The following is a 24390-nucleotide window of genomic DNA, read 5'->3' as shown; positions in this document are numbered from 1 at the left end:
AATCGGACAAGCCCTAGACAATCAATGCAAGAAAGCCAGATACAAAAGGCTAGCCCTGTGAGTAAGAATAGAGAGTTTGAAGCCACTAGGAGACATTATCAAAGGAGTAGGGTGAGGTGAGGAGATGAGAAAGATAGGAACTTAACAGATGATTCACTTTAGAGGTTTATAATCTCTGCCTATCTTAAAAATAAAGGACAATACATGAATAAGTTTGCTGCAATGATTTTGGCTGGGGCTGTTTGTGCTTCACTAAGCTTTGGTGCTGATTTTTCTAAACAGAGCAATGAAGAGTTGATTAAAATGGCTGGAACAGTCGCTCCTGCTGATGCTCCTGATTATAAAATCGAAATCCATAAGCGTATGAAAACAATGAAAAAAGAAGAAGCTAAAAAATTCCACGAACAACTCGAAGAAGCAATGCAAAAAAACACTGATTCAATGACTTTAAAAGAATTCAGAGAAAGGCGAGAAGCTATCAAACAAGCTATGGACGCAAAAATCAAAACCATGAGCAAAAAAGAGCTCAAAGAAAGCGGTTTAGATCGTAAATTCAATAAATGTGGTATGCACCACGATCACGATAAAAAACACGCCGATCAAGGTAAAAAACAGCCCGAACCCAAAGGCAAATAAATATCTCTCAAATGTATCCAGATACATTGGCAGGGCTATCCTGCCAAAACTTTTAAAGCCCTCATACAATCTATGCTAGATTGAAAATTCATCTCTTCCACTCTAAAAAGTCCTAGAATTGATAGAATCTAATAGCAGCTTGCAGTCTATTACAATCACATTTAAATCTTGCACATTTACACTTTTCGTTTAAATTTTGCTTGTTTAAATCTTAATAAAAATATGGCTAAAATATCCTTATCTTGAGTCTTTGAGGGCTATCATTTCTTTGACTTGATTTTTAGGATATAAAAGCCCACATACGCTATCAAACAAACAATAATAATCGTAGCAAATACCTCGCTATAGCCAAAAGGCCTGCTCAAATCAAACATTTTAAGACCAAAAATTTCAAACCCCATTGAGTAAAACTCCCTATTTTTCAAGCACCTCTTGACATCGGTCACAAAGTGTATCGCAGCGATCACTCACATATCGCCAACATCGCGGGCATCTGTGTTTGTCAGTCTTGAATATAACAAACTCCCTCTCTTCTCCAAGGCTTTTAGCCCTAAAGGTATCAACGATCGCTGATTGAGGCACGCAAGAAGTTTCCACCACACAGCTCACAATCAGCCACTCTGCCAAATCCTTAAATCTCTCCCCATCAACACCAATCCCAAGCTCTAAAGAAGACTTGATGACTTTTTGCTTCTTGAGGGTATCGATCGCCTCTCCAAAGTGAGAGCGGATTTCTAAAAGCTCTCCAAAGTCTGTATGGATATTCAAATCAAATGTATGGGGTATGTCAATTTTTTGGAGTTCAAAAATATCTTTTGCCCCGCCTTTGATGACCTCTGGTGCAAAGCTCAGCGCTTCATCAGCACTATAAGTAATGATAGGGGCTAGGAGATGGAGGAGGTTTGTGCCAATCAATGCCATCGCACTTTGATGGGCTAAACGCGCACGAGAACAAGCACTATCACAATAAAGGCTGTCTTTGCATAAATCCAAATAAATTCCACTGAGTTCATTGGTCAAAAACCCCATCAAAATCCCCAGTCCTTTGACAAAATCATACCTACCAAAAAGAGCTTCAACTTGTGTAAATACCTCATGGGCTTTTTGGAGGATCCATCGATCGATCTCACTGAGCTCATTGGGCGCTACAAGCGCTTGCAAATCATTGGTATTAGCGAGCAAAAATCGTATCGTATTGCGTATTTTGCGATACTGCTCGCTGATTTGCTTGAAAAAATTCACCGACACACTCAAGTCATTTTGATAATCGTTCATTCCCACCCAAAGCCTTAAAATATCACTGCCATATTCTTTTAAGATGGATTCTAAGCTGATCACATTGCCCTTAGATTTACTCATCTTCTCACCCTTTTCATCAACGGTGAATCCGTGGGTGATGACAGATTTAAAAGGTGCTTTGCCATTGAGAATACAGCTCAGCAATAAAGAGCTCTGAAACCACCCCCTATGCTGATCGCTCCCCTCTAAATACACATCAGCTGGATAAGCACCTCCATCATATTGTTGGGTATTTGTCTGTGCATTCTGTGTATCGAGTACAGCACTCCAAGTGCTCCCACTATCAAACCACACATCTAAGATATGGTTGCCTTTCTCAAGGTCTTTAGCCCTATGTTTCCACGACTCAGGGAGCAGCTCTTCTGTAGTCTTGCTCCACCAAGCATCGCACCCCTCTTTTTCAAAAATATCTGCTAAATGCCCCAACACTTCTGTGTCAAATATCGTTGTATCACTCAATTTATCTTTAAAAAACGCGATAGGCACTCCCCAATCCCTTTGCCTTGAAATGCACCAATCAGGGCGATTCTCAATCATCGTAGCCAACCGATTGCGGCCACTTTGGGGATAAAACTCACTCTGGTCAATCGCCTCTAAAGCGACCTGCCTTAAAGTCTTACCATCCATAAAAGGCTTATCCATCAAGATAAACCACTGCGTCGTAGCACGATAAATCACAGGCTCGTGCGAACGCCAACAATGCGGGTATGCGTGCTTGATTTTTGTATGCTGCACAAGAGAATCTCCTAGCATTTGGATAATCTTTTCTTGCGCTTTGAAAATATGCATACCCAAAAACTCGCTGGGTAATAATTTCTCTCTGATAATAGTCGTATCAAAACAGCCCTTGTCATCAACAGGCATAATCACAGGGAGATTGTATTTTAACCCCACATAATAATCATCTTCACCATGAGCAGGAGCAGTATGCACCGCACCACTCCCATCACTCAAGCTCACATGCTCCCCTAAGATAATGAGTGAATCACGCCCATTGAGTGGGTTTGTCGCACTAAGATTTTCTAAATCATTGGAGATAAATTCCTTTAAAATTTCTCTATCGATGAGATTTTGCTCACAAAGCTTTGCGTGCAATGCCTTAGCTACAATCTGACCTTTTTGCGTGATGACATAGGTTTCATTGGGCTTCAATGCGATAGCAGCATTTGCTGGTAATGTCCAAGGTGTCGTTGTCCAAATCACTACAAAACCCTCTTTGACCCCAAGCTTTGCGCAAGCAGCGTCTTGAAGTGCAAAACGCACATAAATAGAATCAGATTCTTTGTCTTTATATTCGACCTCAGCATCAGCCAAAGCCGTTTCACAAGCCCAACTCCAATAAATTGGCTTGCTCCGCTCGGCCAAAAGCCCCTTTTGTGCCACAGCACACAAGACCTTATAAATATCACTCTCAAATTTAAAATCCATCGTCTGATATGGATTGTCAAAATCACCCAAAACGCCTAATTGCAAAAATTCATTTTTCTGCACTTCGATGAACTTGCGTGCATGCTCTCTGCAAAGCTCACGGATCTTTGCCTTAGGCAGGGCGTCTTTTTTTTCTTTGCCGAGATTTTTCTCTACTTGCTGCTCGATTGGCAGTCCGTGGCAGTCCCACCCAGGGGTATATCGAACAGATTTGCCTTGAAAATAATGGTATTTGATGATGATGTCTTTGAGGATTTTATTGAGTGCATGCCCGATATGGAGATGTCCATTGGCATAGGGAGGGCCATCGTGGAGATTGAAAGTCTTATGGGCTTGTTCTTGAGGCTTGCGATTTGCCTTCATCTTATCATAGATTTTATCTTTTTGCCATTGCTGGTATTTAGCAGGTTCATTTATAGGGAGATTCCCTCTCATGGGGAATTGGGTCTGGGGGAGAATGAGTGTGTCTTTATAATCCATCAAAGAGTCCTTGTGTCATAAAATTCCTTTATATTTTATAAGAAAAGGGCTGAAAAAATGATTTAACCCCATCAACAATCCATCACAAATCACTCCTTGCACCCAAAATACCTACCAAACTCTCTTCAAACTCCATAAAACCTTCTCTTTGCCCTCTTGATTACTCAAAATTCTAAGACCATCTCAAGTGTATTTTATCCCATCAGTGCTAAAATCCCTCCTCAAATCTTTATTAGGAATCCCATATTGATCCTTGCATCGCTTATTTTTTTGCTCACACTCATTGGGCTCATCACCCGACCTTTTGGGCTAGGTTTTGGCAGTGTCGCTCTAATCGGGGCTGGGGTATCATTGGTCTTTGGACTCATAGACTGGATAGATATTTATCACATCACCACAATTGTATGGGACGCGACTTTTACGCTCATTGGGCTCATCATCTTGTCTTTGACATTAGAGGCGATTGGATTTTTTGAAGCGATCGCTCTATGGATTGCCAAACACAACACAAGCAGCCCTAAAAAGCTCTTTGTGCTGATTTTAATATTTGGCGCACTTCTGTCAATCTTGTGTGCTAATGATGGGGCTGTGCTTATCCTCACGCCCATTGTTTTTGCACTGATGCAATATTTCCAAGCTCCCAAACCTCTCTTGCTTGCTTTCGTGCTAGGATCAGGATTTATCGTTGATACTGCTTCAAATGCCCTAGTGACTTCTAACCTCACAAACATCTTGACTGCAGGCTTTTTTAAAATTGGCTTTATTGATTATATGCAAATGATGTTTGTTCCCAATCTGATAGCTATCATCGTTTCAATCCTTGTCCTTTATGTGTATTTTTATCCAGCCCTGAATACCCCGCTCATTCCCCACGCACTCAAAGCCCCTAAAGACGCTATCACTTCGATGGGGTTATTTATCTTTGCGTGGGTGTTTTTGGGACTTTTGGCCTTGGGATTGTTTTGGGGTGATATGTATCATTTGCCCATCAGTATTTTTGTGCTCGGTGGGGCGATTATCTTTCTTGCTATCGCACAAAAATATCACAATATCTCTGCTAAAAAAATTCTCAAACACGCCCCTTGGCAAGTAGTGGGCTTGAGTGTGGGGTTATATGTCATTGTCTATGGACTGAAAAATGCTGGCTTGATAGACTATCTCAATGATATATTGGTCTATCTTGCCTCAAAAGGCAAAGAAATCTCCCATCTTGGCGTGGGCATCTTGTCTGCGATACTCTCTGCATTGATGAATAATATGCCTACAAACTTTATCCAAAATATCGCACTCAAAGACACAGGGCTATCCCATCTGGCCTATAGCAATATCATCGGCTCTAATATCGGCACAAAATTCACGCCCATTGGCTCGCTAGCGACCTTGCTATGGCTGCATATCTTAGGGAACAAGGGCTTGAAAATCTCGTGGTTGCAATACTGCAAAATGGGCTTAATCCTCACTCCCCCTGTGTTGCTAGCAACCTTACTCACGCAGATGTGGTGGGCTTAGAGATTTCTATGGCATACTCTTGGGTTTGGGATTTGGGGATACTTTTAGTAGTCGGAATAGCGAGCACACGATAAGTGCGTGTGTTTGTGAGATATTTGAGCTCGATAATATCTCCGATTTTCACATCTCTACTGGACTTAGCCACACTCCCATTGAGCATAACTACACCACTTTCACACATATCTTGTGCGATAGAACGTTTTTTGACGATATTGACAGAATTAATAAATTTATCGATCCGCATACAAAAATATAACCCAAAAACAACAACCATCAGTAAAAACCAAGGTTCTATTTTCAAGGATCTATTTTAAAGAAGCTCTAATCCTCAAACTTGTAAAATTCCTTATTAAAGGATCTTAAAACTATGAAAGTGACACTCAAACATTTTACCCCGCTTGAAGTCTGCTCGATGGCTATCCGCACTTGCTGGCAAAGCTTTGATAAATCCGATAATGGTGGTCAAAAAGACCTCGATCTCATCGATCGTGTCGGCAATAAATTCAAGCACGCAAGCACACTCGAGCATTTGTATTATAATTTCTATATCCAAGGTATCAGTCGTGCTTGTCTTCAAGAGCTTGCACGCCATCGTATGGCAAGCTATAGCGTCAAGTCCTCCCGCTACACACTCAAAGAAATCAAACACGAAGCAAGCTTCCTCCCTATCAATGCAGCCAATCTCATGCGCGCACAAAAATATCTTGTCTTTACCCCCGATGAAAGGGTCAATATCGCATCTGTGCAAGCCCTAGAACATCTCCGCGAGCTCTTGTGTGCTCCTATAGGTAATGATATCGCCAAATATGCTATGCCTGAATCTTATAAAACAGAATTGCATTGGAGTATCAACGCCCGCAGTCTTCAGAATTTCTTAGAACTACGCACTTCAAGAGCTGCACTCTGGGAGATCCAAAAGCTCGCCCACGCTATCTTTGAAGCACTACCCCAAGAACACCATTTCATCTTTGAAGCAAAGATCACCCAGCCTTATGAAAAAAACAAGGAAAATAATGCAGACCTTGACGATTGTTGATACTTTTGGGTTTTTTTTTCGTAGTTTTTATGCCCTCCCACCGCTAAAAAACAATGAGGGTTTCCCTACAGGTCTTTTGATGGGCTTTGCTAATTTAATCATGAACTTGCATAAAGAGGGAGTGTCTGATTATATTGTCTTTGCACTAGAGGGGCGAGGGGAAAGCAGGCGCAAGGCACTCTATCCTGCTTATAAAGCCACTCGCGTGCAAGCGCCCCAAGACTTGTTAATGCAGCTGCCTATTGCCATTGAGTGGATCAATAAAATGGGATTTTTGAACTTGAGCTTTGAGGGATATGAAGCCGATGATGCCATTGCTTCTTTGGATTATATCGCTAGTCAAAACAATATCAATGTCCGTATCATCAGCCACGATAAAGACCTCTATCAACTCATTGATGGCAATACCTATCTCTATGACCCCATCAAAAAAACCGATATCGGCGAAAAAGAATGTATCCAAAAATATGGCGTCCCTCCTAGGGCTTTTGTTGATTATCAAAGCTTAGTAGGCGATAGTAGCGATAATGTCCCTGGGATTAAAGGCATTGGAGCAAAGACTGCGCAAAAGCTAATCGAGCATTTTGGGAGCTTGGAGCATATCTATACCCATCAAGACAAGCTCACTGAAGTTGTCAGTCCAAGGATTGCTGCTTTGATCATTGAGGGCAGAGAATCTGCTTATTTGAGTAAAGAGCTTGTAACACTCAAGACTGATTTATTGCGTGATTTTGACTTGCAATCTTGCAAAATGCCTACCCAAAACCCTCTTTCTATCATCGTTGATGAACTAGAGCATTATGATTTTATCAAGATCGCCCAAAGGCTCAAAGGAGTCCCTATGACCCAGCCTGCTAAAGTCTTTAGATCCAAAGGCAAGGGCATAGGTGGTCTGCAAACCTCCTCGCACTCTAGCTTCACTTTCACCCCCCATCTCCTCAATGATACTGCCAAGCTTTTTCAAATCCTTGATACAATCCCCCCCACTGCAGCGATTGCTTATGATTGTGAAACCAACTCACTCGATGTGCAAAATGCCAAAATCGTGGGATTTAGCTTTTGTGTTGATGGAATCAATGGCTATTATGTCCCCATCGCGCATAGCTACTTGGGCGTAGAATCTCAAATCTCAAAAGAAGACGCCAAAACAGCAATTGCAAAGATTTTTTCCCACCCTCTCATCGGGCATAATCTCAAGTTTGATATTTTGATAGCCAAAAATAATTTTGACCTCCAACCCCAAAAGCCCATCAAAGACTCTATGGTGCTTGCGTGGCTGCTTGATAGCGTGATGAGTGTGGGGCTTGATAGCCAGATGGAGCGATGGTTCCACCATAAAATGATCGCTTTTGAAGATATCGTGCCCAAACATCAGGATTTTTCACATATCCACCTAGATATCGCTGCACAATATGCAAGCGAAGACGCTGTTGCGAGTATGAATCTGTATGAACGGCTCATTGAAGAGTTCAAATCCAAGGGGCTAGAGTCTATCATCGAGCTTGCTGAAACAATCGAATTTCCTTTTATAGAAGTCCTCAAAGATATGGAGTTAAATGGTATCACCATTGATGTCAAATGGTTTGAAAAGCTCAAAGATGAGCTTGCTTGCCAGCTAGCCCAGAGTCAAGAAAAGGTCTTTTTGTATGCGGGCTATGAATTCAATCTCAACTCCCCCAAGCAAATGGCACAAGTGCTTTTTGACCACCTAGGACTCAAAGCAACGCGCCAAATCAAAGGCGGCTATAGCACAGATGAACAAACACTAGAGGGGCTTTTAGATACACACCCTATTATCCCTGAGATTATGGAATATCGTGAAACTTTTAAGCTCAAAAATACCTATGTCGAGCCGCTCTTAAAACTCCATAGCAAAGACAATAAAATCCATACTTCATTTTTGCAAACAGGCACAGCCACAGGCAGGCTCAGCTCCAAATCCCCCAATCTCCAGAATATCCCCGTGCGCACGCAAGCAGGCAAGCAAATACGCAAGGGCTTCATCAGTAGCAGTAAGGACAATGCCCTTTTGAGCGTGGATTACTCCCAGATTGAATTGCGCTTGCTCGCACATTTTTGTCAAGACAAAAACTTGATTGATGCTTTCGTGCAAGACAAAGACATCCACACAGAAACAGCCACTAGAATCTTTGGCCCTGAATATGCCAAAGAAAAACGCGCCATTGCTAAATCTATCAATTTTGGTCTGATCTATGGCATGGGCTCAAGGAAACTTGCGCAAACACTCAAAATATCGCCCAAAGAGGCCAAGGGCTATATCGATAGCTATTTTGAATCGTTCCCAACGGTGAAAAACTTCCTCAAAACCCAAGAAGAAGAGATATTCACACACGGCTATGCACAGACTCTTTTGGGACATCGGCGATATTTTGATTTCAACAATGCAACAGATTTTATGAAATCCAACTACCTCCGAGAGGGTATCAACTCCATATTCCAAGGGAGCACTGCTGATCTCATCAAACTAGCAATGCTTAAAATCCACCACCACTTCAAAAACACGCCCATCAAAATGCTCTTGCAAGTCCACGATGAACTAATCTTTGAGCTGCCTAAAGAGCTGATCGAGCAGACTTCTAAAGAGATTGAAACAATGATGAATCATATCTATACACTCCATGTCCCCCTAAAATGTGGTATCAGTATTGGAGAAAATTGGGCTGAGCTCAAATAGCAAAGCTTGCCCCCCTCTTTTTTCCAAAAACTATACAAAAGCCATTAAATCAATACTTTTTAGAGCGTTCAAGATTGATTGTGATTGGCGATAGGGGCTTGTTGGGGCGTGGGCTGGGCTTTGAGTTGTATTTTGAGCTCTGTTTTGAGATGTGTGCGTAAGATCTGAGAAGTCCGGAGATTTTGCCTCTCGACATACACATCTGCCCAATATCGCCCATCACTGCCCTTGATGAGATGATAACCTCCCAAAGTCCCCTCAAATACAAAGCTATCACGATCGCAATCTTGCGCATCATAATGCTCCAAACATACCCTTGCCATCTCTGCGATACTATGGGCATCGAGCAAGGATTGGAACCTTGTGTGTGCGTTGGTCGTGCGGTCTAGGGCAATCTGGCTATGGTGGAGAGTATTCATCTGGATATAGACCACTCCCAGCAATATCCCCAACGCATAAAGCAACACATACCCACCCCGCATTTACGCTCCCATAGCCATTGATTCTATCCATCGCTGCAGACAATGGGTTTTGCGCTGATAGTGGATACACAATGTGATCTCAAATCCCCCGCGATTGGGCTGGATATTCAAGGCACTGACGCCATCAAGGGCTTTGAGTCCATCAAGATATATCATCTGGGCATGCAAAGTAACTTGATGGGAGCTATCTTGGTCTTGCATGCGCCACGATAGGGTATTATCTTGTGTCATAATAGAATCCATACGCGCTTCTAGCAAATAATTTTGTATCGCATCTAAGAGATTTTGGGCTTCAGAAAGCCTGTGATTATAGCGGGCTTGGTGGTGGTTTTGGGCTTGCAAGCTTGCTAGCATTTTTATCCCAACAACTCCAATCACACCAATAACAACAAGTGCAATGAGATATTCTAAGAGGATAAAGCCTCCTCTAGTTTGTGCTAGACTCATAAGTGCTAATCTTTTTGGGGGAAAAATAATGGTATGAACCAGCTTGTGTATGCTCCTCCACCCATACCCCCTCATAATGAAAACCTTTTTGAGAAATTACACTAAAAGGTATGCCACCCCCTTGGGTGCTCAAAGCACTCAACTGATTGTGTATATTTTTCTGGGCAATGCTGAGTGCTTGTGTTTTCTGATTTAGGGCTATCTGTTGCATACTTTGTCCATAAATCTCCCAAAAAATCTTGAACGCAACACCCATCAAAACAAGCGCTAATATCAGCTCAAGACTTGCAAAGCACTTGCGAGTCTTATGGGTGCTTGGAGGCAAAAAACTCTTTTTCAAAATATATCTTTTTGTGCTGTCCATCTTGTGCATACTCTATTTGCAAAATCGCCTTCCATCTGCCTGCTACATCTAAAGCAAACTCTGGACTGACACAAACCCCCTGCAAATCACACTGCAATGCCCCCACTTCCAAACGCTCCTTTTCCATATGATAACGTTCCATAAAAAGTGTGATTTTTAGCTCTGCAATGCTTGTATTTGGATCTTTAGCGATGATATTTAGATAAATATGATTGGGTGTATCTGTAAAAAGCTCTATTTTTGGGGCTTGCTTGAGCTTATCGCGATGGCCTTTGATGAAATAGGGCGATAATGGCTGAGAAGAAATATCTTTAGGTGGGATTGCATTAGCCCCCAAATAGAGCGCATAATGGCCTTCAAAGCCTTTAGTGTCTTTGATAATGGTATTGATATCTGCATCGACACGAGAATATTTCTCAAAATACGCCCCATCATCAATCACAGGGTCTAGTATCGAAAGCCGCACGAGCAAAACCAACATCACAATCCCAACAATAATCACACACAAAATCCCCAAGGGCCAATAATTTCTGCTTTTTTTCATTTTTTACCTTTGTTTTTGCCTTTGAAAAAATAAACAACGACAAACAACCCCACCAAACTAATCAACATCAGATACAAAATCACTCGGACAAATTGATTTTGATTGTCTGGAGGGAAGTTATTTTCTAGTTTGATACCATACCCATCAGCGATTCTATCTGCAATTTCAGAATAGCCATTGATCAAAAAAGCAGAAATCCTCTCTGGAGTGAGATCGGTATCTTTTTCAGGGAGCAAAGGCGCGATATAATCAAAATACATCTGGTTGATATCAAAAAGATTTTGAGCATTTGGGCTTAAAATAATTTCAATTTTTTTAGCCTCTCGGAAGAAAAACAAAACAGCATAAGGAGAGCTTAGCTTGGAAGCTACATCGCTCTCATAAGCCTTGCGCTCTTGCTTTGTGTTTAAAGGGTGTGTATCGACCATATCGATATAAAATGAAAAGCCTGTTTTTGCATACAGCTCATGAGAAACTGCCTGCACCAAAAGGGCTGCTTTAGGGAGCAAAAGCCCTGTTTGATTGTGTAAGACAAAAGATTGCGCTAAAAGCGATATGGGTAAAAATAAGCAAAAAATTAGCCCCTTGAGCCTAGAGAACATCTCAAACCATAAACAAAAAGAGGTTAGGGATAAAAGGGATAACGATCGCCATAACAATCATTGCAACAATAAAAATTGTCAAAATCTTTTCAAGAGGGGTAAGTCGCATTGTTTCTCCTTTTATTTTGTTTGCACCAATTCATAATGCTTGTCATTTTTGGTATTTTTCATCTGGATAGCGCTTTGGTCTTGGAGCTTGTAGTAATGGGTTGCTTGAGTTTTTTGCACACCAATAGCCACTACGCTAAAAAACACAGCAATCCCCACGACCAAAACAACAGCAATCACATAGCCCACCAAACCATTGATTCCAAATAATCCGTTCATAACTTTCTCCTTATTCTTCGCCCAAAGGCATCAAAGAATTGATATATTCTGCGAGTGCTTTGATTTGGACATCATTAAAATTCCTATAAGCAAAAGATGGCATTTGACCAATAAGACCTTTTTTGCCGTGTGCGAGCACTCTTTTGAGAAAATCTTCTGTGCCATATTTACTCAAATCAGGGGCAAAATTATCCATACCTGGCATACCCTTGCCATCTGGTCCGTGGCACCCAGCACACCCAGCAGTGTCATAGACTGCTTTGCCCTTTTGGACTTCATCAGGGTATTGGGTATGCTTGACTTCAGAAATATCAGCCATAATATAAGATGCTACAGCTTTTGCGTCTTCTTTACTCAAGCCCAAAACAGGCATTTCACCACCATCATAGCCCAGCCCCACGCTTCCGTGCTCGATAGTGTCTATAATCCCCTCTTCCTTGCCCCATCGAGTCAGATTCTGTGCCTTCCCGTGCATTCCCTCAGCAGTGATCCCATGGCATTGCGAGCATTGCACCAAAAAGATACCCTGCCCCATATTGACCATATCTTCGTGGCTCAAATTTGCCCATTTTTGCTCAAATTTTTCATTGTGAGTTTGGACTTCTTGATTGTATTCACCGATTTGAGAATACGCGTCCAATGGATACGCAAAAAAGACATACCAAAACAACCACACAACCAAAACCATAAAGGTAAGCACCCAACCAACAGGGATATTGTTGTTGAATTCAGAAATACCATCCCAATTATGATCTGTGAGATCTCCGCTGGGCTTTGCCTCACGCATTTTTTTAATCAAAGCCCCTGCTGTGATTATTGTCAAAGCCAAGATACCGATTGCAGCGAGTAAGCCAATAAGGTTTATATTATCACTCAACCATCCCATATTTTCTCCTTTTATTTGCTTGATTTGCTTTCTCTGGGTTCGATAAGCTCATCTTCCAAGTTATCTTTCAAGGCCAAATTTGCATATTTTTCATAATCTGTAATGCCCTTTTTTTGCTTGACATATAGTCTGATGATATATGCATACAAAAATATCGCTAGCAAAATCGTGACAACGGTATAGGCGACTGCTCGGATCACTTCTAAATTCATCTTTTGCTCCTACTCATCGTTGCACCCCTATTTAGCCATTCTGGACTGACCCAAACTATTGAGATAAGCAATCAAAGCAACAATTTCTTTGACTTCACCTTTTTGGTATGCATCTTTGATCTTTTGGTTTTTCATATTATTGACAATCTCGCCTGCTTCTTGCATATAGGCTTTTTTGGCCTCTTGAATATCCCCTAAAGGCACACCATCTTGCGTATCATAAGGCACACCAAAGACTACCTTTTGTGTATAGGCTTCAGCATAAGCTGTATCAAAGTCAGTATCTTTTTTAAACAAATGATGGTAAGCAGGCATGATTGAATCAGGCACTACGCTTGTAGGCTCCCACATATGGTTTTCGTGCCAATCTGTCGTGCGGCTATCGCCCACCCTATGCAAATCAGGTCCTGTGCGCTTAGACCCCCATAAAAAAGGTCTATCATAAGCATACTCACCACTCATACTATAAGCCCCATAGCGATCTGTTTCAGCCTGAAAAGGTCGGATAAGCTGGGAGTGGCAGTTATAGCAACCCTCACTGATATAGATCTGTCGCCCTGCAGTTTCTAGCACCGTATAAGGTCTTAGCCCCTCAATGGGTCTGGAAGATTTCATAAAATCAGGCACAATCTGCACAAGCCCTGCAATCGAGAAGACAAACAAAAACGCCACGGTAAAAAAGAAAGGATTTTTTTCTAGCCAACTAAACATACATTACCCCCTTATCAAGCAGCCATAGGCGTGGCATAGTTTGGCTCACGCTCTAGCTCTTTTGCTGCAGTGATGGTCATCACGACATTATAGATAAACAGCACAAAGCCGATAAAATACATCAGCCCTCCAATCCCTCGAATCACATAATAAGGGAATAGCACCCGCACAGTATCGATGAACTGATAAGTGAGATTTCCATATTGATCAACATCTCGCCACATCATACCTTGTGTGATACCTGATATCCACATACTAGAAAAATAAAGCACAATACCAATGGTCATGATCCAAAATTGGATATCCATGATCTTGCGAGAATAAATCTCTCGCTTATACATACGCGGAACCATATGATAGCAGCCTGCAATAATCGTAAAGCCCACCCAACCAAGTGTGCCATCATGGACATGCCCGATGATCCAATCTGTGAAGTGTGCTAAGGCATTGACAGATTTGATTGCTTGGATTGGTCCTTCCAAAGTAGCGAGCATATAAAAAGTCGAGGCCAAAACTAAGAATTTAATCAAAGGGGATTCTTTGAGCTGGTGCCACTGCCCACGCATTGTAAGCAGCATATTGATAGCTGTCCCCCAAGAGGGCAAAATCAAAACAACAGAAAACACCGATCCTAGCGTCTGCACCCAATCAGGCACGGTCGAATAAATCACATGGTGCCCTCCTGCCCAAATATACACAAACATCAAGCTCCAGAAAGAAAACAAAGTGAGTTTGTATGAAAAGAGGGGTTGGCCTGATTCTTTGGGCAAGAAATAATAAAGTGTCGCGATCACACCAGAAGTGAATACAAACGCAACAGCGTTATGCCCCCACCACCATTGGATCATCGCATCATTGCTCCCTGCAAACATTGAGATAGAGTGCCAAATACTGCCCACACCAGAAACTAAATGCGTGGGGATAGAGAGGTTGTTGAATATATACAACACAGCAATGCCTGTAAAGGTCGCAATAAAATACCACAAAGAAATATAAATGGTCTTTTCTCGCCGCACACCCATACTCCCAAACATACTGACCCCCCAAAGCACCCAGATAATGACAACTAAAATATCTAAGGGCCAGATCAATTCAGCATATTCTTTAGATTGTGTGAGCCCTGCAAAAAGACTGATGACCCCAAGGATCAGCACAACGATATAAATCCAAAAGTGCAAATAGCCCACAAGCTTTAAAAATGGGTGTTGGTGGTAGGTAATCTTCAAGACTCTCTGACCGATATAATACCACCCTGCCCAGATTCCACCCAATGTGAAGCCATAAATGACACCATTGGTATGCAAAGGTCTGAGTCGCCCAAATATGCTGTATTCTCCAGCGATATAGTTCAAATCAGGAAACGCTAGCTGGAATGCCAACACAACACCAATCAACATTCCTATAAATCCAAATGCCATCGTTGCATATAAAAACAATTTAGCGATGGAATAATCATACTCCAAAACAGCACCATCACGCATTTTATCTCCTTTTTGGTATTCTTCTTAGTCCAGAAGCAACCTACTAATTTTAGCCTTTTTCCTTGATTTATAACTTAAAAAATCAGCTTTATGTGGACAAAAATAGTCAAATATTAACAATTTATTGATATTTTACAAATCTTTGGCACGCAGATACTCTGCCATCGCATCAATCCCTAGTCCCATTTCAAGCAAAACTCCATAGACAAAAGGTCGTATTTTAGGGGGAAGATACAAGCTGCGTGCGATATTTTTAAATCGTTTGGGTAAGCAAAGGGAGAGGTGCTTGCAATTGCGGGCGATAAAAATATGTTTTTTTCCCTTTGTGATGGTATATTGTTGCGCAATTTCTAAAGAAAAGCGACTTTTGAGTATCTCTTGGCGTTGGGGAGCAGAGAGCACATAGCCCATTTGTTTGAGTATTTTATCCACGCGATAGAGGCTAAGAGTATCGTTATTATCGCCATTGTGAGCAAAATAATAGATAGAACCTAGCTGCATAAGAGCTGTCTTGGGATAGAGGAGAGATTTTTCCTCGCTCAAATACTGAAAAGATCTCCTCACCCCTGCGCTGTATTCTTTGATGAACTCATTAGCATATTTTTGGCGGAAAGCATTGCGTTTGTAGCTTGTGTCTGTATTCGTGGTGTCTTCATAGAATTCATAAGCATTGCAATATTCATAAATCAGGCTTTTAGGGACATTAATCAGTGGACGGATAATTTGATAGCCCCTTCTATCCTCGATACCATCAAAGCCCAAAAGAGTGCCCAAAGAGCTGCCCTTAGAGAGCTGCATCAACAACCACTCAAAGCGGTCATTGAGATGGTGGGCTAAGATAAGGTTTGCATACCCTTTTGAGGCAATAATTTCTTCAAAAAACCCATAACGGATTGCTCTAGCTTTGGCTTCAAAATTCTTCAATATCTTAGGGGCGTGATAGATAAAGCATTGTTTTTTGTGCTCATCTGCTAGCGCTTGAGCATACGCCACCTCATCTTTTGCGCTCATTCGCACACCATAATCAACAATGGCTATATCAAATCCAATCCCTCTAGCACGCAAAGCATGAAACAAGCCGACTGAATCCACGCCACCTGAGAAGCCCAAAAGATTTTTTCTGCCCTCTAGGTTCTTGGTAAATTCAAGAGTTAGCATTGGAGCTTTTGGGTTACCTTTGCAAACAAAAGCTTGTCTTTGACTTCAGAAATCCTCGCTTCATAATACCCACTCTCCAAACGCAAATCATCTAAATCGCTATCATTAATCAATATCTCTCCATCGACTTCAGGTGCCCATCTAATATCTCTGGCACTATAAAAATATTCACTGACTCCACTCTTGCCCTCTAAGATAATCGGATAGGTCTTTGTGAGCATTTGTGTATAGAGGCTTTTTTGCTGGGATAAAATGATTTGATTGATAGCATTGATGCGTTTGTTGATGATTTTAGTGGGGATTTTTTCTGCCATTTTATGCGCTAGTGTGCCCTCCTCTGAAGAAAACGCAAAGACATTGAGCCGATCAAAGCAAAATTCTCTCAAAAACGCACAAAGCTCCTCAAACTCCTCTTGGCTCTCTTGGGGGTGGCCAACGATTAAAGTGCTACGCACAAAGCTCCCCTCCACCTTACGCATTGCTTCTAAAAGCTCGATGTGTCGGGCTTTATTCGTGCCCCGACGCATTTTTTGGAGCATTGTATCACTGATATGCTGGATAGGCATATCAAAGTAATTTTGAAAAATCTTTGAATCAGCAATTCTTTTGATGAGCTCCAAAGTCGTGCTAGAGGGATAGAGATATAAAATTCTAGCTGTTTTAGCAAGATTTTGCTTCTCAATGGCATCGATCAAGCAAATGAGACCATCTTTTTGCTTGGTATCAAACAAATACGAGCTCGAATCTTGTGCAATAAATGTAAAATCAGAATAGCCTTGCGCGCATAGGTCTTGCACTTCTTGCAAAATCGATGCAATCCCCCGACTCTGCAGCCTGCCCTTAAAGCTTGGAATCGCGCAAAAACTGCAATTTTGATTGCAGCCCTCAGAGATTTTGATATAAGCGTGGATTTTTGAGCCTGTAATCACGCGTTTGTCTTTTTCGCTAGCCAGATACACTTGTGGGGAGAGCTGGCTATTTTTGAGTGCTAGCATTGAATCGATTTTGTTATAATCCCCCACGCCTGTGATGATATCAATCTCTGGAATCAGATTTTGGAGCTCGTCTTTATATCTCTGACTCAAGCACCCACTCGCCACAAGCAAAGCCCCTTTTTTTCGACTCTGTGAAGCATTTAAAATTGTCTGAATACTCTCTTCTTTAGCTGATTGGATAAACCCACAAGTATTGATGATAATCACATCAGCCAAGCTAGGATTATCTGTCATCTCATAATCCCTAAGCCTACCTAACATCACTTCAGAATCTACAAGATTTTTAGTGCAGCCCAATGAAATCAGATGGAGTTTTTTATTCAAGATTTTTTCTCCAGCATATCCACTTCCCAAAAAAAGTCAATCCACTCCACAACAGACTTGAGATAAAAATCTGCCCGCACTTTTGCACTCGATTTTTGGAAAATCACAGCAGAATAAAACATCTTCTCAGGATAACTGCCCCGCAATTTATGCATGATCGTTTCTAAGCTCTTGCCACTATCTACGATTTCATCAACAACCAAAATGCGTTGGTGCTCGTATTTGATTTGGGGCATATTTTCGATAATCAAAGAACTCTGAACATTCGCATCGCTATAAGAGATCGCATTGAGTGTATATACAGAGCGCAGATTCCAAGCCAAAGCAAGCATATGGCTCATTGTCATTCCCCCTCGAGCGATACATACAATCGCATCGGGCACGCCCACTCTCTCTCCAACTTGTTTGTGCAAGGTTTTCAAATCGTTCAAAAAATCATCATAAGAATAATACATCTACACTCCTAGCCATAATAAGCTTGCAAAAATATTCGATTAGCACTGCCATCAAAGCTCCTTATACGCAGTCTATCGAGTGCCATTTCAATCGCATTGACAACCCATAGAGCCTCATAAACAGGGATAATCCCCATATGGTTGATACGAAAAATAGAAGTTTTGAGTCTGTCTTGTCCCCCTGCAAGAGTGAGCCCAAAATCTTTTTTCAAAAGCTTCATAATTGCAGCAGCATTATCAACATCAAAAATCGTAGTCATCGCTAAAGCAGGGGCTTTGGGATAGATTTTAAGACCGATACCTTGGAGGGCTTTTTGCGTTGCTAGGGCTCTTTTTTGTGTCTGTTCATAGATTTTTGTGATACCCCCTAAACGCTCTACCTCTTCAAAATACGCCACTAGCCCGATAACAAGGCTGATAGGGGCTGTCCACGCTGTGGTATTGGCTTGTTGGTTTTTGAGCTCTGTTTTGAGATTGAAATAAAATCCAACATCTCTTTGCTCAGCTAAGCGCACAGCCAAAGGGCTCAATGCGATGATACTCATTGCAGGTGGGAGCATAAAGGCCTTTTGAGAGCCACCAATAAGGGCGTCAATATGGGTCGTATCAATATCTTCCACGCCCATTGCTGTGATAGCATCAACAATCACTACAATCTGAGGATTGAAGCCTTTGATAGCAGCAGCAATCTCTTCGATAGGGTGGCGCAGTCCGCCAGATGATTCACAAATTTGCATACACACCGCATCGATCTCTGGCTCTTTTTGGAGTGCTTGGAGTATCTCTTGAGCGTTAGTGGGCGTATCCCATTCGTGGACAATCTCTGTGAGAGGGATTTGATAAGCTTTTGCGATTTTGCCAAATCTCTCGCCAAATTTCCCGCTATTGACACTCAAGAGCTTTTGGGCACAAAATGTCCGCACACAAGCCTCCATCGCCCCACTCCCACTGCTTGCAAGCAAGAGAACTTCAGGCAGTTTGAGTATCTGTTTTAAGCTCTCTCTAGCCCTCTGGAAACAAGCCTCAAACTCGGGGGTTCTATGGTGGATTATCGGCCTTGCCATCGCCGTTCTTATCGCTTCAGGGACGGGCGTAGGTCCTGGTGTGAAGAGCAACATCACATTTCTCCTAATTGTAAAATATAAACAAATATTATACAACAATGCCCTTGAGAGTTAAAAGACAATCAGAGATTTTTGAGAAAATTAACATTTTGTTTCTCTGCATAGGGACTGCACGAGGGTCGCAAGGGCTGCAAGGGCTAACGGAAAAATATCAATAATAATAACCATTTGATAATATTTATTATCAAATAAGAAATTAAATATATAATAGTCGTGCATTATCACAACTTTCAAAAAAGGAAATTACAATGATAAAAAAATCTGCATTATGTTCTTTATTGTGTTGTCTGCTTGCTAGTGCTGCATTGAGTGAAGAGTTCCATTGGAGCTATGAGGGCAAAGACTCTCCTGAGCATTGGGGCAAGATAGCTGCTGAATTCTCGACTTGCCAAACAGGGCACAACCAAACACCCATTGATATTACCCACTATATCCAAGCCAAATATCCCAAAAAAATTGCGTTCCATTATGATGATGGTATCGAATCTGTCATCAACAATGGCCATACGATCCAAGCAAATTTCAAAGAAGAAAGTGGCAGCTATATAGAACTCAATGGACATCAGTATCGCTTATTGCAATTCCATTTCCACTCTCCGAGCGAATTTCTCATAGATAGCAAACAATACCCCCTAGAAATGCATTTAGTGCATCAAGATGCAGATGGTTATCTCCTTGTTGTGGGGATACAATTCCAAGCGGGCAAAGAAAACAAAATCCTAGCTCCCATCTGGGAAATCATGCCCCAAAAAGACAAGACTTCTTCTGTCAAAAAGATTGATTTAAACAAGCTCATGCCCAATAAGCCGAGATTTTTTGAATTTGGTGGTTCATTGACTACGCCTCCTTGCAATGAGGGCGTCACTTGGATCATGCTCCAAGAGCCATTAGAAATCTCAAAAGCCCAAATAGAAAAGTTTCAAAAGACAATGGGAGGACCCACCAACAGACCCTTACAGCCAAGAAACAATCGTATCATTGTTCAGCACTAAATGCGTGTTCATAAAAAAAAGGGGGGGGGGATCAAAGCTTTTTAAAAAGCTTCAGACTTTCAAAAAGCTTTAATTTACCCTCAAACACCACAGCTCTGCTTTGGAGCTCCTTGATATTTTCTTCTTTGCTCTCAAGAACTTTGCCATCTTTAATGAGTCTTTGATTTTGCTCTTCAAGGATTGCATACGCATCATCTGCATAGTCTTTGGCATTATTTTTACCCTGCAAACGACTTAACAAAAACAACTGATCCATGCGATCGATAGCAATACCTCTGCCTAAAAGCGCACTTGCTAGCACAGAAATTTGCGGACCATTTTTAGCTTTTTCTAAAATCTCTAAATTGAACTGATGGGCTTTATGCAAAGATGTTTGAGCGATACTTGGGTCTTGCGCTTCTTCTAAATGCCCTAGCATAGTCAGCACAACCACCCCCTCAATAATCTCACCGATACTTTTTTTGCCCTTAAAACTCTCAAAAATGTGTGTGATAGTCTTAGGCGTATGGTCGCTCAAAATCTCCACCAAAGGCTCATAAAATTCCTTATCAAGATTGATAGTGCCAAAGCCTGTTTCAATAGAATATTTGATATCCCCTTTAGATGCGATCAAAATCACTGCAATCGCACTGATTTGCTTCTGACACTCTTGTGTGCTGAGCCTTTGCGCTCCTTTGATCCAATAATCCTTGCGGAAATTGGTGTTGTGTATGAAATCTTTGATATATTCTTTGAAAAATATATTCCCCACAATCCCCATCAATTCTTTTTGCTCATCTGTATAGATGATATTTTCTAGCAAAGCAATAAAATTCGCACTCGACACAAAGCCTAGCCTTGCAGCTTCAAACGAGCGAGCAATATCCATAAAGTCCATCAATTCCCAAGTGTCATTGATAAATTCGTGCGCAAGATAGATATTATCCATCTTTTTAAGATTGGCGACTCTTTTTTTGAGATGGGGGTTGGACTCAATAAAACCTGTGCCCACTTTATCGAGCTTATCAAATATCTCCAGCCCTAAGCGCAGTTTATCAAGAGAGCTTTGCGTATTAGGGGAGAGATAATCTGAAACATTTTTGAGTAGATTTCTAAAAGGTGCTAGCTGCACAAACCCCGGATAGACATTATAGCTAGCATACACACCACCCCCTACTTTGAGCTTTTTATTGATAAATTGCAGTAACAAATCACGATTGCCCTTATCCACCCAGCTATAGATTCCGTGCAAAGCAATAAAATCAAAATCAGGCAAATCAGTGCGATGGACAAAATCAGCAAAAGAATCTGCATACAAGCACGCACCATTGCCTGAAGCTGCAGCGAGATCTTGCGCAAAATGTGCGTGAGAAACATTAAAATCTGTCCCCCACCATAATGTATCCGAAGCAGAAGCGTGCACATTGACACTGATTCCATTTCCATAGCCCAACTCGCAAGCTGCTTGTATCTTAAGGGGTTTGATACCTTTGAGTAAGCAAATAAACTTAAAAACAAGGGGGCTAGTTTCTTTATAATACCCATAGGTATAATCAATATCAGTAATATAACGATTCTTGTCCATCGAGGCAATCCTTTCAATATATAAATATTTGATTATACAATAAAAAATATATTACTATTTGGGTGGATTTGAAAATATAATTTATTTTTAATATTTAATATAAAAGGATAAAAATTGGGCTTAAAAGATTGGTTAAATATTATTTGATGGTCTTAAAATCATTGATTACTTCTTGATACATCTGCTCGGCTTTTTGGATTGAAGCTTCTAGTGTGTATTTGCAAGCACTCTGTGCATAGAGTTTCCCCATACGCTCACGTTCGATTGGATTGTCTATCCAATAATCAATCTTGGCTGCAAGGTCTAGGGCATTTCCTGCTGCAAACAAAGAACGTTCATCAAGGGCAAACTGCCCTGTTGCTGAGATTTTGCTATCTGCAATGATAGGCACCACACCACAAGATATGGCCTCCAAACAAGCAATCGCTTCGCCCTCAACATCTGCTGCGTGCACATAAATATCTGCTCTATGCAAGACCTTGAGTAATGCAGGAGGTTGCGCAAATCCAAAATCAACAGGATATGCCAAAGATGCTGCGAGCTTTTGGAGGCGCTCTTGTGTGGGGCCTATGCCTTTGAGATGGAGTTGGATTTTATGCGCATATTTGCTTGCCTTGATAGCTGCAATCAGCACATCTTGGCGCTTTTCATTGGAATATCTACCCACCATCACAATATGGATCAGCCCATCGCTTAAAGGCTTATTGACAGGGGGTGCATAGAACTTGTCAAATCCATTGGAGATGATATATTTTTTGCCCTGATAGCCATGCCTTGTGATTTCATCAGCAATCAGAGCAGAGGGGCAGTGGATATGAGAAATATGCCGATAAAAGCGCCTTTTAAAAAGCCAAAAAATAAATCGATTCAAAAAGCCCAACGATTGGAGTTTGATGTTATAAGTAATATGCTGGGGTTGGAGATGGAAAGCAGCCATATAGGGGATTCCCATTTCTTTGGCAACTTGCATAGCTGTGATTTCAAGTGCAAAGGGCAAAAACAAATGCACAATATCTGCCCCATCAAAAGCCTTTTGGAGTGTTTTTTTGACAGGTTTTCCAAAAACCATATGCTGTTTGCGTGAAATCTCTGTCACCAAGGGGATATATAGTTCAGGCACGCAATAATAGCCCTCTCCCTCCACAAAAGGCGCTACAACACGCACGCAATGACCCCTTTTTTGCAAGGCTTGGGCAAATCTAAAGGCTGTCATTGAAGTGCCATTGCTTTTATCTGCAAAGCTATCGATCACAAGCACAATAGTCATTTTAGCTCTTTTTGTCTTCTTTGAGTCGGAGTTTGAATAGCTTTTTGTCAAAAATTGCTACATAAAAAATCCCCTCAAATACCTTAATATCGAGCAAAAATCCCTCGACTTTGACCTCACATTTTTTTGCTTCACTTTGGAGTGTGCTTGCTTGGAATAATAATTCATAGCCATATTCAATGGGGGCTAAAAACTTCACTTCTGAGCCGATGATAATGCTATTTTTTTTGTTGATAGCACACAAGGCACTAAAAGCAGCAGCATTGAAGACAAAGCCCATATGGATAACCCCCTCATCACAAATCATTGCTTCAGTGGGAGTGAAAAAAACCTCGGCTTTATTGGGAGATAAAGACACAAGCTCCCCGCATACAGACCGATCGATTTTGCTACCGATAATGAGCTCTTCTTTGCTTGTGCCCTCATATGCTTCTTGTTTTTGTTCGTCCATTTTTTGTCCTTTTTAGTCTGAAATACCCTCTCTTAGGAGCGTCATAGCCCTCAATCGTTCGGTGCATATCTTTGGGGTCTAAAAAGCTCTCCAAGCTCTGCCCATCAATCCATTGCGTTTTTCTCTGTTCTTGGGGTGTTGTATCCCAAATGGCTAAAACCTCTACACAAGAAAACCCCGCGCGTATGCACCAGCCCTCTAATGTCGGAACAGAGGGGATAAAATATACATTAGGCATTTTGGCATAAGAAGTTTTAGGACAAAGGGCAATCTCAAGGCTAGAGTCGATCACCAAAGTATCTAAGATGACCTCGCCCTCCTCTTTAAGCCCTGCATACAATGCCTTGAGTGTCAAAATCGGATCGCTGCGATGATACAAAACACCCAAACAAAAAATCATATCAAATTTTTTATCATAAATCTTGAGATGTTCGACTCCAAGCAGTTCATAGGTGATTGTTTGCTGGATAAAAAGATTGATAAAATCAAATTGCATTTTATAAAGCCCGCTAGGATCAAAGCCTGTAAGACTCTTTGGAGAAGACTTTGCCATAGCAAATAAATAAAATCCATTGTTGCAGCCGATATCAGCAACATCTTTACCTGCTAAATCCACAAAACAAGCGATACGATCCCATTTCATAAAACTCTGCCACTCTGTATCGATAAAAAGCTCTCCCAAATAAAAAGGCCCTTTGCGCCAAGGCTTCAGATCAAGGGCAATCTCTTGTATGAGTGGATACAACTCCGTATCAAGAAAAGGAGGGAGGGCAATGATAATGCCTTTAGCATAGCTATAAGGCAAGCTAGAAGTGGGGAGTTTGCTTGCAAGATCTTGCAGCTTGAGGGCAATGGGGGCGAGTGTCTTTGAAGTCAGGAGTTTCTGGCCTCTTTGTTTTGCAGCAAGCAATGTAGGCATAT

General features: G+C 41.5%; 26 protein-coding genes. 5 read left to right on the top strand and 21 right to left on the bottom strand.

Annotated features, from left to right (window positions below):
- Window positions 1-204 precede the first annotated feature (204 nt).
- Window positions 205-636, top strand: a complete 432-nt coding sequence (locus BKH46_RS07935) for a DUF1104 domain-containing protein (protein WP_095226303.1) — start codon at window positions 205-207, stop codon at window positions 634-636.
- Window positions 637-896: 260 nt separating this feature from the next.
- Here the strand turns inward: BKH46_RS07935 and BKH46_RS09535 are convergent, their stop codons facing one another.
- Window positions 897-1037, bottom strand: coding sequence for a hypothetical protein (locus tag BKH46_RS09535; RefSeq protein ID WP_172402598.1), 141 nt, complete (start codon window positions 1035-1037; stop codon window positions 897-899).
- A gap of 13 nt (window positions 1038-1050) precedes the next feature.
- Window positions 1051-3843: an isoleucine--tRNA ligase gene (gene ileS, locus BKH46_RS07930; protein WP_095226302.1), complete on the bottom strand. Its 2793-nt coding sequence runs from the start codon at window positions 3841-3843 to the stop codon at window positions 1051-1053.
- Window positions 3844-4089: 246 nt separating this feature from the next.
- Here ileS and arsB point away from each other — a divergent pair, with 246 nt between their 5' ends.
- Window positions 4090-5352 carry an arsenical efflux pump membrane protein ArsB gene (gene arsB / locus BKH46_RS07925; RefSeq protein WP_095226301.1) on the top strand — a complete coding sequence of 421 codons (1263 nt, stop codon included), beginning with the start codon at window positions 4090-4092 and terminating at the stop codon, window positions 5350-5352.
- On the opposite strand, the gene BKH46_RS07920 is transcribed toward arsB, so the two are convergent.
- The gene (locus BKH46_RS07920) at window positions 5330-5596 is read right to left on the bottom strand and encodes an RNA-binding S4 domain-containing protein (protein WP_095226305.1); all 267 of its coding nucleotides are present in this window, start codon (window positions 5594-5596) and stop codon (window positions 5330-5332) included. The two genes, arsB and BKH46_RS07920, sit on opposite strands and share 23 nt — an antisense overlap.
- Window positions 5597-5719: 123 nt before the next feature.
- Between BKH46_RS07920 and thyX the strand changes: the two genes are divergently transcribed.
- Complete coding sequence (gene thyX / locus BKH46_RS07915) at window positions 5720-6388, top strand: FAD-dependent thymidylate synthase (protein WP_095226300.1); 669 nt, start codon at window positions 5720-5722, stop codon at window positions 6386-6388.
- Entirely contained in the window at window positions 6366-9083 is a 2718-nt protein-coding gene (gene polA / locus BKH46_RS07910) for a DNA polymerase I (RefSeq protein ID WP_095226299.1), read from the top strand. The genes thyX and polA overlap by 23 nt, the downstream gene beginning before the upstream one ends.
- Before the next feature lie 68 nt (window positions 9084-9151).
- On the opposite strand, the gene BKH46_RS07905 is transcribed toward polA, so the two are convergent.
- From BKH46_RS07905 to BKH46_RS07840, 14 genes are all read right to left on the bottom strand, one after another.
- Window positions 9152-9565 (bottom strand): hypothetical protein, encoded by a 414-nt coding sequence (locus BKH46_RS07905; protein WP_095226298.1) that lies wholly within the window; start codon window positions 9563-9565, stop codon window positions 9152-9154.
- On the bottom strand, window positions 9566-10012 hold the full coding sequence (locus BKH46_RS07900; RefSeq protein ID WP_095226297.1) for a hypothetical protein: 447 nt from the start codon (window positions 10010-10012) through the stop codon (window positions 9566-9568).
- Window positions 9993-10352: a hypothetical protein gene (locus BKH46_RS07895; protein WP_095226296.1), complete on the bottom strand. Its 360-nt coding sequence runs from the start codon at window positions 10350-10352 to the stop codon at window positions 9993-9995. The genes BKH46_RS07900 and BKH46_RS07895 overlap by 20 nt, the downstream gene beginning before the upstream one ends.
- Window positions 10318-10920, bottom strand: coding sequence for a hypothetical protein (locus tag BKH46_RS07890; protein WP_095226295.1), 603 nt, complete (start codon window positions 10918-10920; stop codon window positions 10318-10320). Before BKH46_RS07890 ends, BKH46_RS07895 begins: the two co-directional genes overlap by 35 nt.
- Window positions 10917-11522, bottom strand: coding sequence for a hypothetical protein (locus tag BKH46_RS07885; RefSeq protein ID WP_095226294.1), 606 nt, complete (start codon window positions 11520-11522; stop codon window positions 10917-10919). The genes BKH46_RS07890 and BKH46_RS07885 overlap by 4 nt, the downstream gene beginning before the upstream one ends.
- Window positions 11523-11642: 120 nt before the next feature.
- Window positions 11643-11849 (bottom strand): DUF4006 family protein, encoded by a 207-nt coding sequence (locus BKH46_RS07880; RefSeq protein WP_095226293.1) that lies wholly within the window; start codon window positions 11847-11849, stop codon window positions 11643-11645.
- A gap of 10 nt (window positions 11850-11859) precedes the next feature.
- Window positions 11860-12735 carry a cytochrome-c oxidase, cbb3-type subunit III gene (gene ccoP / locus BKH46_RS07875; RefSeq protein WP_095226292.1) on the bottom strand — a complete coding sequence of 292 codons (876 nt, stop codon included), beginning with the start codon at window positions 12733-12735 and terminating at the stop codon, window positions 11860-11862.
- Window positions 12736-12746: 11 nt separating this feature from the next.
- On the bottom strand, window positions 12747-12947 hold the full coding sequence (locus tag BKH46_RS07870; protein WP_095226291.1) for a cytochrome c oxidase, cbb3-type, CcoQ subunit: 201 nt from the start codon (window positions 12945-12947) through the stop codon (window positions 12747-12749).
- A 27-nt stretch (window positions 12948-12974) separates the two neighbouring features.
- A complete protein-coding gene (gene ccoO, locus BKH46_RS07865) occupies window positions 12975-13658 on the bottom strand; it encodes a cytochrome-c oxidase, cbb3-type subunit II (protein WP_095226290.1) in 684 nt (227 codons plus the stop codon).
- Window positions 13659-13672: 14 nt separating this feature from the next.
- Window positions 13673-15139, bottom strand: a complete 1467-nt coding sequence (gene ccoN, locus BKH46_RS07860; RefSeq protein ID WP_095226289.1) for a cytochrome-c oxidase, cbb3-type subunit I — start codon at window positions 15137-15139, stop codon at window positions 13673-13675.
- A 132-nt stretch (window positions 15140-15271) separates the two neighbouring features.
- Window positions 15272-16297: a tRNA lysidine(34) synthetase TilS gene (gene tilS, locus BKH46_RS07855; protein WP_095226288.1), complete on the bottom strand. Its 1026-nt coding sequence runs from the start codon at window positions 16295-16297 to the stop codon at window positions 15272-15274.
- Window positions 16291-17616: a 30S ribosomal protein S12 methylthiotransferase RimO gene (gene rimO, locus BKH46_RS07850; protein WP_275542187.1), complete on the bottom strand. Its 1326-nt coding sequence runs from the start codon at window positions 17614-17616 to the stop codon at window positions 16291-16293. Before rimO ends, tilS begins: the two co-directional genes overlap by 7 nt.
- Window positions 17613-18071, bottom strand: a complete 459-nt coding sequence (locus tag BKH46_RS07845; RefSeq protein ID WP_095226287.1) for a phosphoribosyltransferase family protein — start codon at window positions 18069-18071, stop codon at window positions 17613-17615. Before BKH46_RS07845 ends, rimO begins: the two co-directional genes overlap by 4 nt.
- An 8-nt stretch (window positions 18072-18079) precedes the next feature.
- Window positions 18080-19189 carry an alanine--glyoxylate aminotransferase family protein gene (locus BKH46_RS07840; RefSeq protein WP_095226286.1) on the bottom strand — a complete coding sequence of 370 codons (1110 nt, stop codon included), beginning with the start codon at window positions 19187-19189 and terminating at the stop codon, window positions 18080-18082.
- A 254-nt stretch (window positions 19190-19443) separates the two neighbouring features.
- Between BKH46_RS07840 and BKH46_RS07835 the strand changes: the two genes are divergently transcribed.
- A complete protein-coding gene (locus BKH46_RS07835; RefSeq protein WP_095226285.1) occupies window positions 19444-20187 on the top strand; it encodes a carbonic anhydrase family protein in 744 nt (247 codons plus the stop codon).
- A gap of 31 nt (window positions 20188-20218) precedes the next feature.
- Here BKH46_RS07835 and BKH46_RS07830 read toward each other — a convergent pair whose 3' ends face one another.
- The 4 genes from BKH46_RS07830 to cmoB form a co-directional block, all read right to left on the bottom strand.
- Entirely contained in the window at window positions 20219-21751 is a 1533-nt protein-coding gene (locus BKH46_RS07830) for a methyltransferase regulatory domain-containing protein (protein WP_095226284.1), read from the bottom strand.
- Window positions 21752-21890: 139 nt separating this feature from the next.
- Window positions 21891-23018 (bottom strand): glycosyltransferase, encoded by a 1128-nt coding sequence (locus BKH46_RS07825; RefSeq protein ID WP_095226283.1) that lies wholly within the window; start codon window positions 23016-23018, stop codon window positions 21891-21893.
- Window position 23019: 1 nt separating this feature from the next.
- Entirely contained in the window at window positions 23020-23469 is a 450-nt protein-coding gene (locus BKH46_RS07820; protein WP_095226282.1) for a thioesterase, read from the bottom strand.
- The gene (gene cmoB, locus BKH46_RS07815; protein WP_095226281.1) at window positions 23441-24388 is read right to left on the bottom strand and encodes a tRNA 5-methoxyuridine(34)/uridine 5-oxyacetic acid(34) synthase CmoB; all 948 of its coding nucleotides are present in this window, start codon (window positions 24386-24388) and stop codon (window positions 23441-23443) included. Before cmoB ends, BKH46_RS07820 begins: the two co-directional genes overlap by 29 nt.
- Window positions 24389-24390: the final 2 nt, after the last annotated feature.

The sequence above is a fragment of the Helicobacter sp. 12S02634-8 genome, from assembly GCF_002272865.1.
Taxonomy (GTDB): domain Bacteria; phylum Campylobacterota; class Campylobacteria; order Campylobacterales; family Helicobacteraceae; genus Helicobacter_J.
This window is presented reverse-complemented; position numbering and strand designations above follow the sequence as displayed.

What these genes read in the sequence shown, in the direction of transcription:
- BKH46_RS07935 (WP_095226303.1), top strand. Translation starts at nt 205, where the DNA reads ATGAATAAGTTTGCTGCAATGATTTTGGCTGGGGCTGTTTGTGCTTCA.
- BKH46_RS09535 (WP_172402598.1), bottom strand. Translation starts at nt 1,037, where the DNA reads ATGGGGTTTGAAATTTTTGGTCTTAAAATGTTTGATTTGAGCAGGCCT.
- ileS (WP_095226302.1), bottom strand. Translation starts at nt 3,843, where the DNA reads ATGGATTATAAAGACACACTCATTCTCCCCCAGACCCAATTCCCCATG.
- BKH46_RS07920 (WP_095226305.1), bottom strand. Translation starts at nt 5,596, where the DNA reads ATGCGGATCGATAAATTTATTAATTCTGTCAATATCGTCAAAAAACGT.
- thyX (WP_095226300.1), top strand. Translation starts at nt 5,720, where the DNA reads ATGAAAGTGACACTCAAACATTTTACCCCGCTTGAAGTCTGCTCGATG.
- polA (WP_095226299.1), top strand. Translation starts at nt 6,366, where the DNA reads ATGCAGACCTTGACGATTGTTGATACTTTTGGGTTTTTTTTTCGTAGT.
- BKH46_RS07905 (WP_095226298.1), bottom strand. Translation starts at nt 9,565, where the DNA reads ATGCGGGGTGGGTATGTGTTGCTTTATGCGTTGGGGATATTGCTGGGA.
- BKH46_RS07900 (WP_095226297.1), bottom strand. Translation starts at nt 10,012, where the DNA reads ATGAGTCTAGCACAAACTAGAGGAGGCTTTATCCTCTTAGAATATCTC.
- BKH46_RS07890 (WP_095226295.1), bottom strand. Translation starts at nt 10,920, where the DNA reads ATGAAAAAAAGCAGAAATTATTGGCCCTTGGGGATTTTGTGTGTGATT.
- BKH46_RS07885 (WP_095226294.1), bottom strand. Translation starts at nt 11,522, where the DNA reads ATGTTCTCTAGGCTCAAGGGGCTAATTTTTTGCTTATTTTTACCCATA.
- BKH46_RS07880 (WP_095226293.1), bottom strand. Translation starts at nt 11,849, where the DNA reads ATGAACGGATTATTTGGAATCAATGGTTTGGTGGGCTATGTGATTGCT.
- ccoP (WP_095226292.1), bottom strand. Translation starts at nt 12,735, where the DNA reads ATGGGATGGTTGAGTGATAATATAAACCTTATTGGCTTACTCGCTGCA.
- BKH46_RS07870 (WP_095226291.1), bottom strand. Translation starts at nt 12,947, where the DNA reads ATGAATTTAGAAGTGATCCGAGCAGTCGCCTATACCGTTGTCACGATT.
- ccoO (WP_095226290.1), bottom strand. Translation starts at nt 13,658, where the DNA reads ATGTTTAGTTGGCTAGAAAAAAATCCTTTCTTTTTTACCGTGGCGTTT.
- ccoN (WP_095226289.1), bottom strand. Translation starts at nt 15,139, where the DNA reads ATGCGTGATGGTGCTGTTTTGGAGTATGATTATTCCATCGCTAAATTG.
- tilS (WP_095226288.1), bottom strand. Translation starts at nt 16,297, where the DNA reads ATGCTAACTCTTGAATTTACCAAGAACCTAGAGGGCAGAAAAAATCTT.
- BKH46_RS07845 (WP_095226287.1), bottom strand. Translation starts at nt 18,071, where the DNA reads ATGTATTATTCTTATGATGATTTTTTGAACGATTTGAAAACCTTGCAC.
- BKH46_RS07840 (WP_095226286.1), bottom strand. Translation starts at nt 19,189, where the DNA reads ATGTTGCTCTTCACACCAGGACCTACGCCCGTCCCTGAAGCGATAAGA.
- BKH46_RS07835 (WP_095226285.1), top strand. Translation starts at nt 19,444, where the DNA reads ATGATAAAAAAATCTGCATTATGTTCTTTATTGTGTTGTCTGCTTGCT.
- BKH46_RS07830 (WP_095226284.1), bottom strand. Translation starts at nt 21,751, where the DNA reads ATGGACAAGAATCGTTATATTACTGATATTGATTATACCTATGGGTAT.
- BKH46_RS07825 (WP_095226283.1), bottom strand. Translation starts at nt 23,018, where the DNA reads ATGACTATTGTGCTTGTGATCGATAGCTTTGCAGATAAAAGCAATGGC.
- BKH46_RS07820 (WP_095226282.1), bottom strand. Translation starts at nt 23,469, where the DNA reads ATGGACGAACAAAAACAAGAAGCATATGAGGGCACAAGCAAAGAAGAG.
- cmoB (WP_095226281.1), bottom strand. Translation starts at nt 24,388, where the DNA reads ATGCCTACATTGCTTGCTGCAAAACAAAGAGGCCAGAAACTCCTGACT.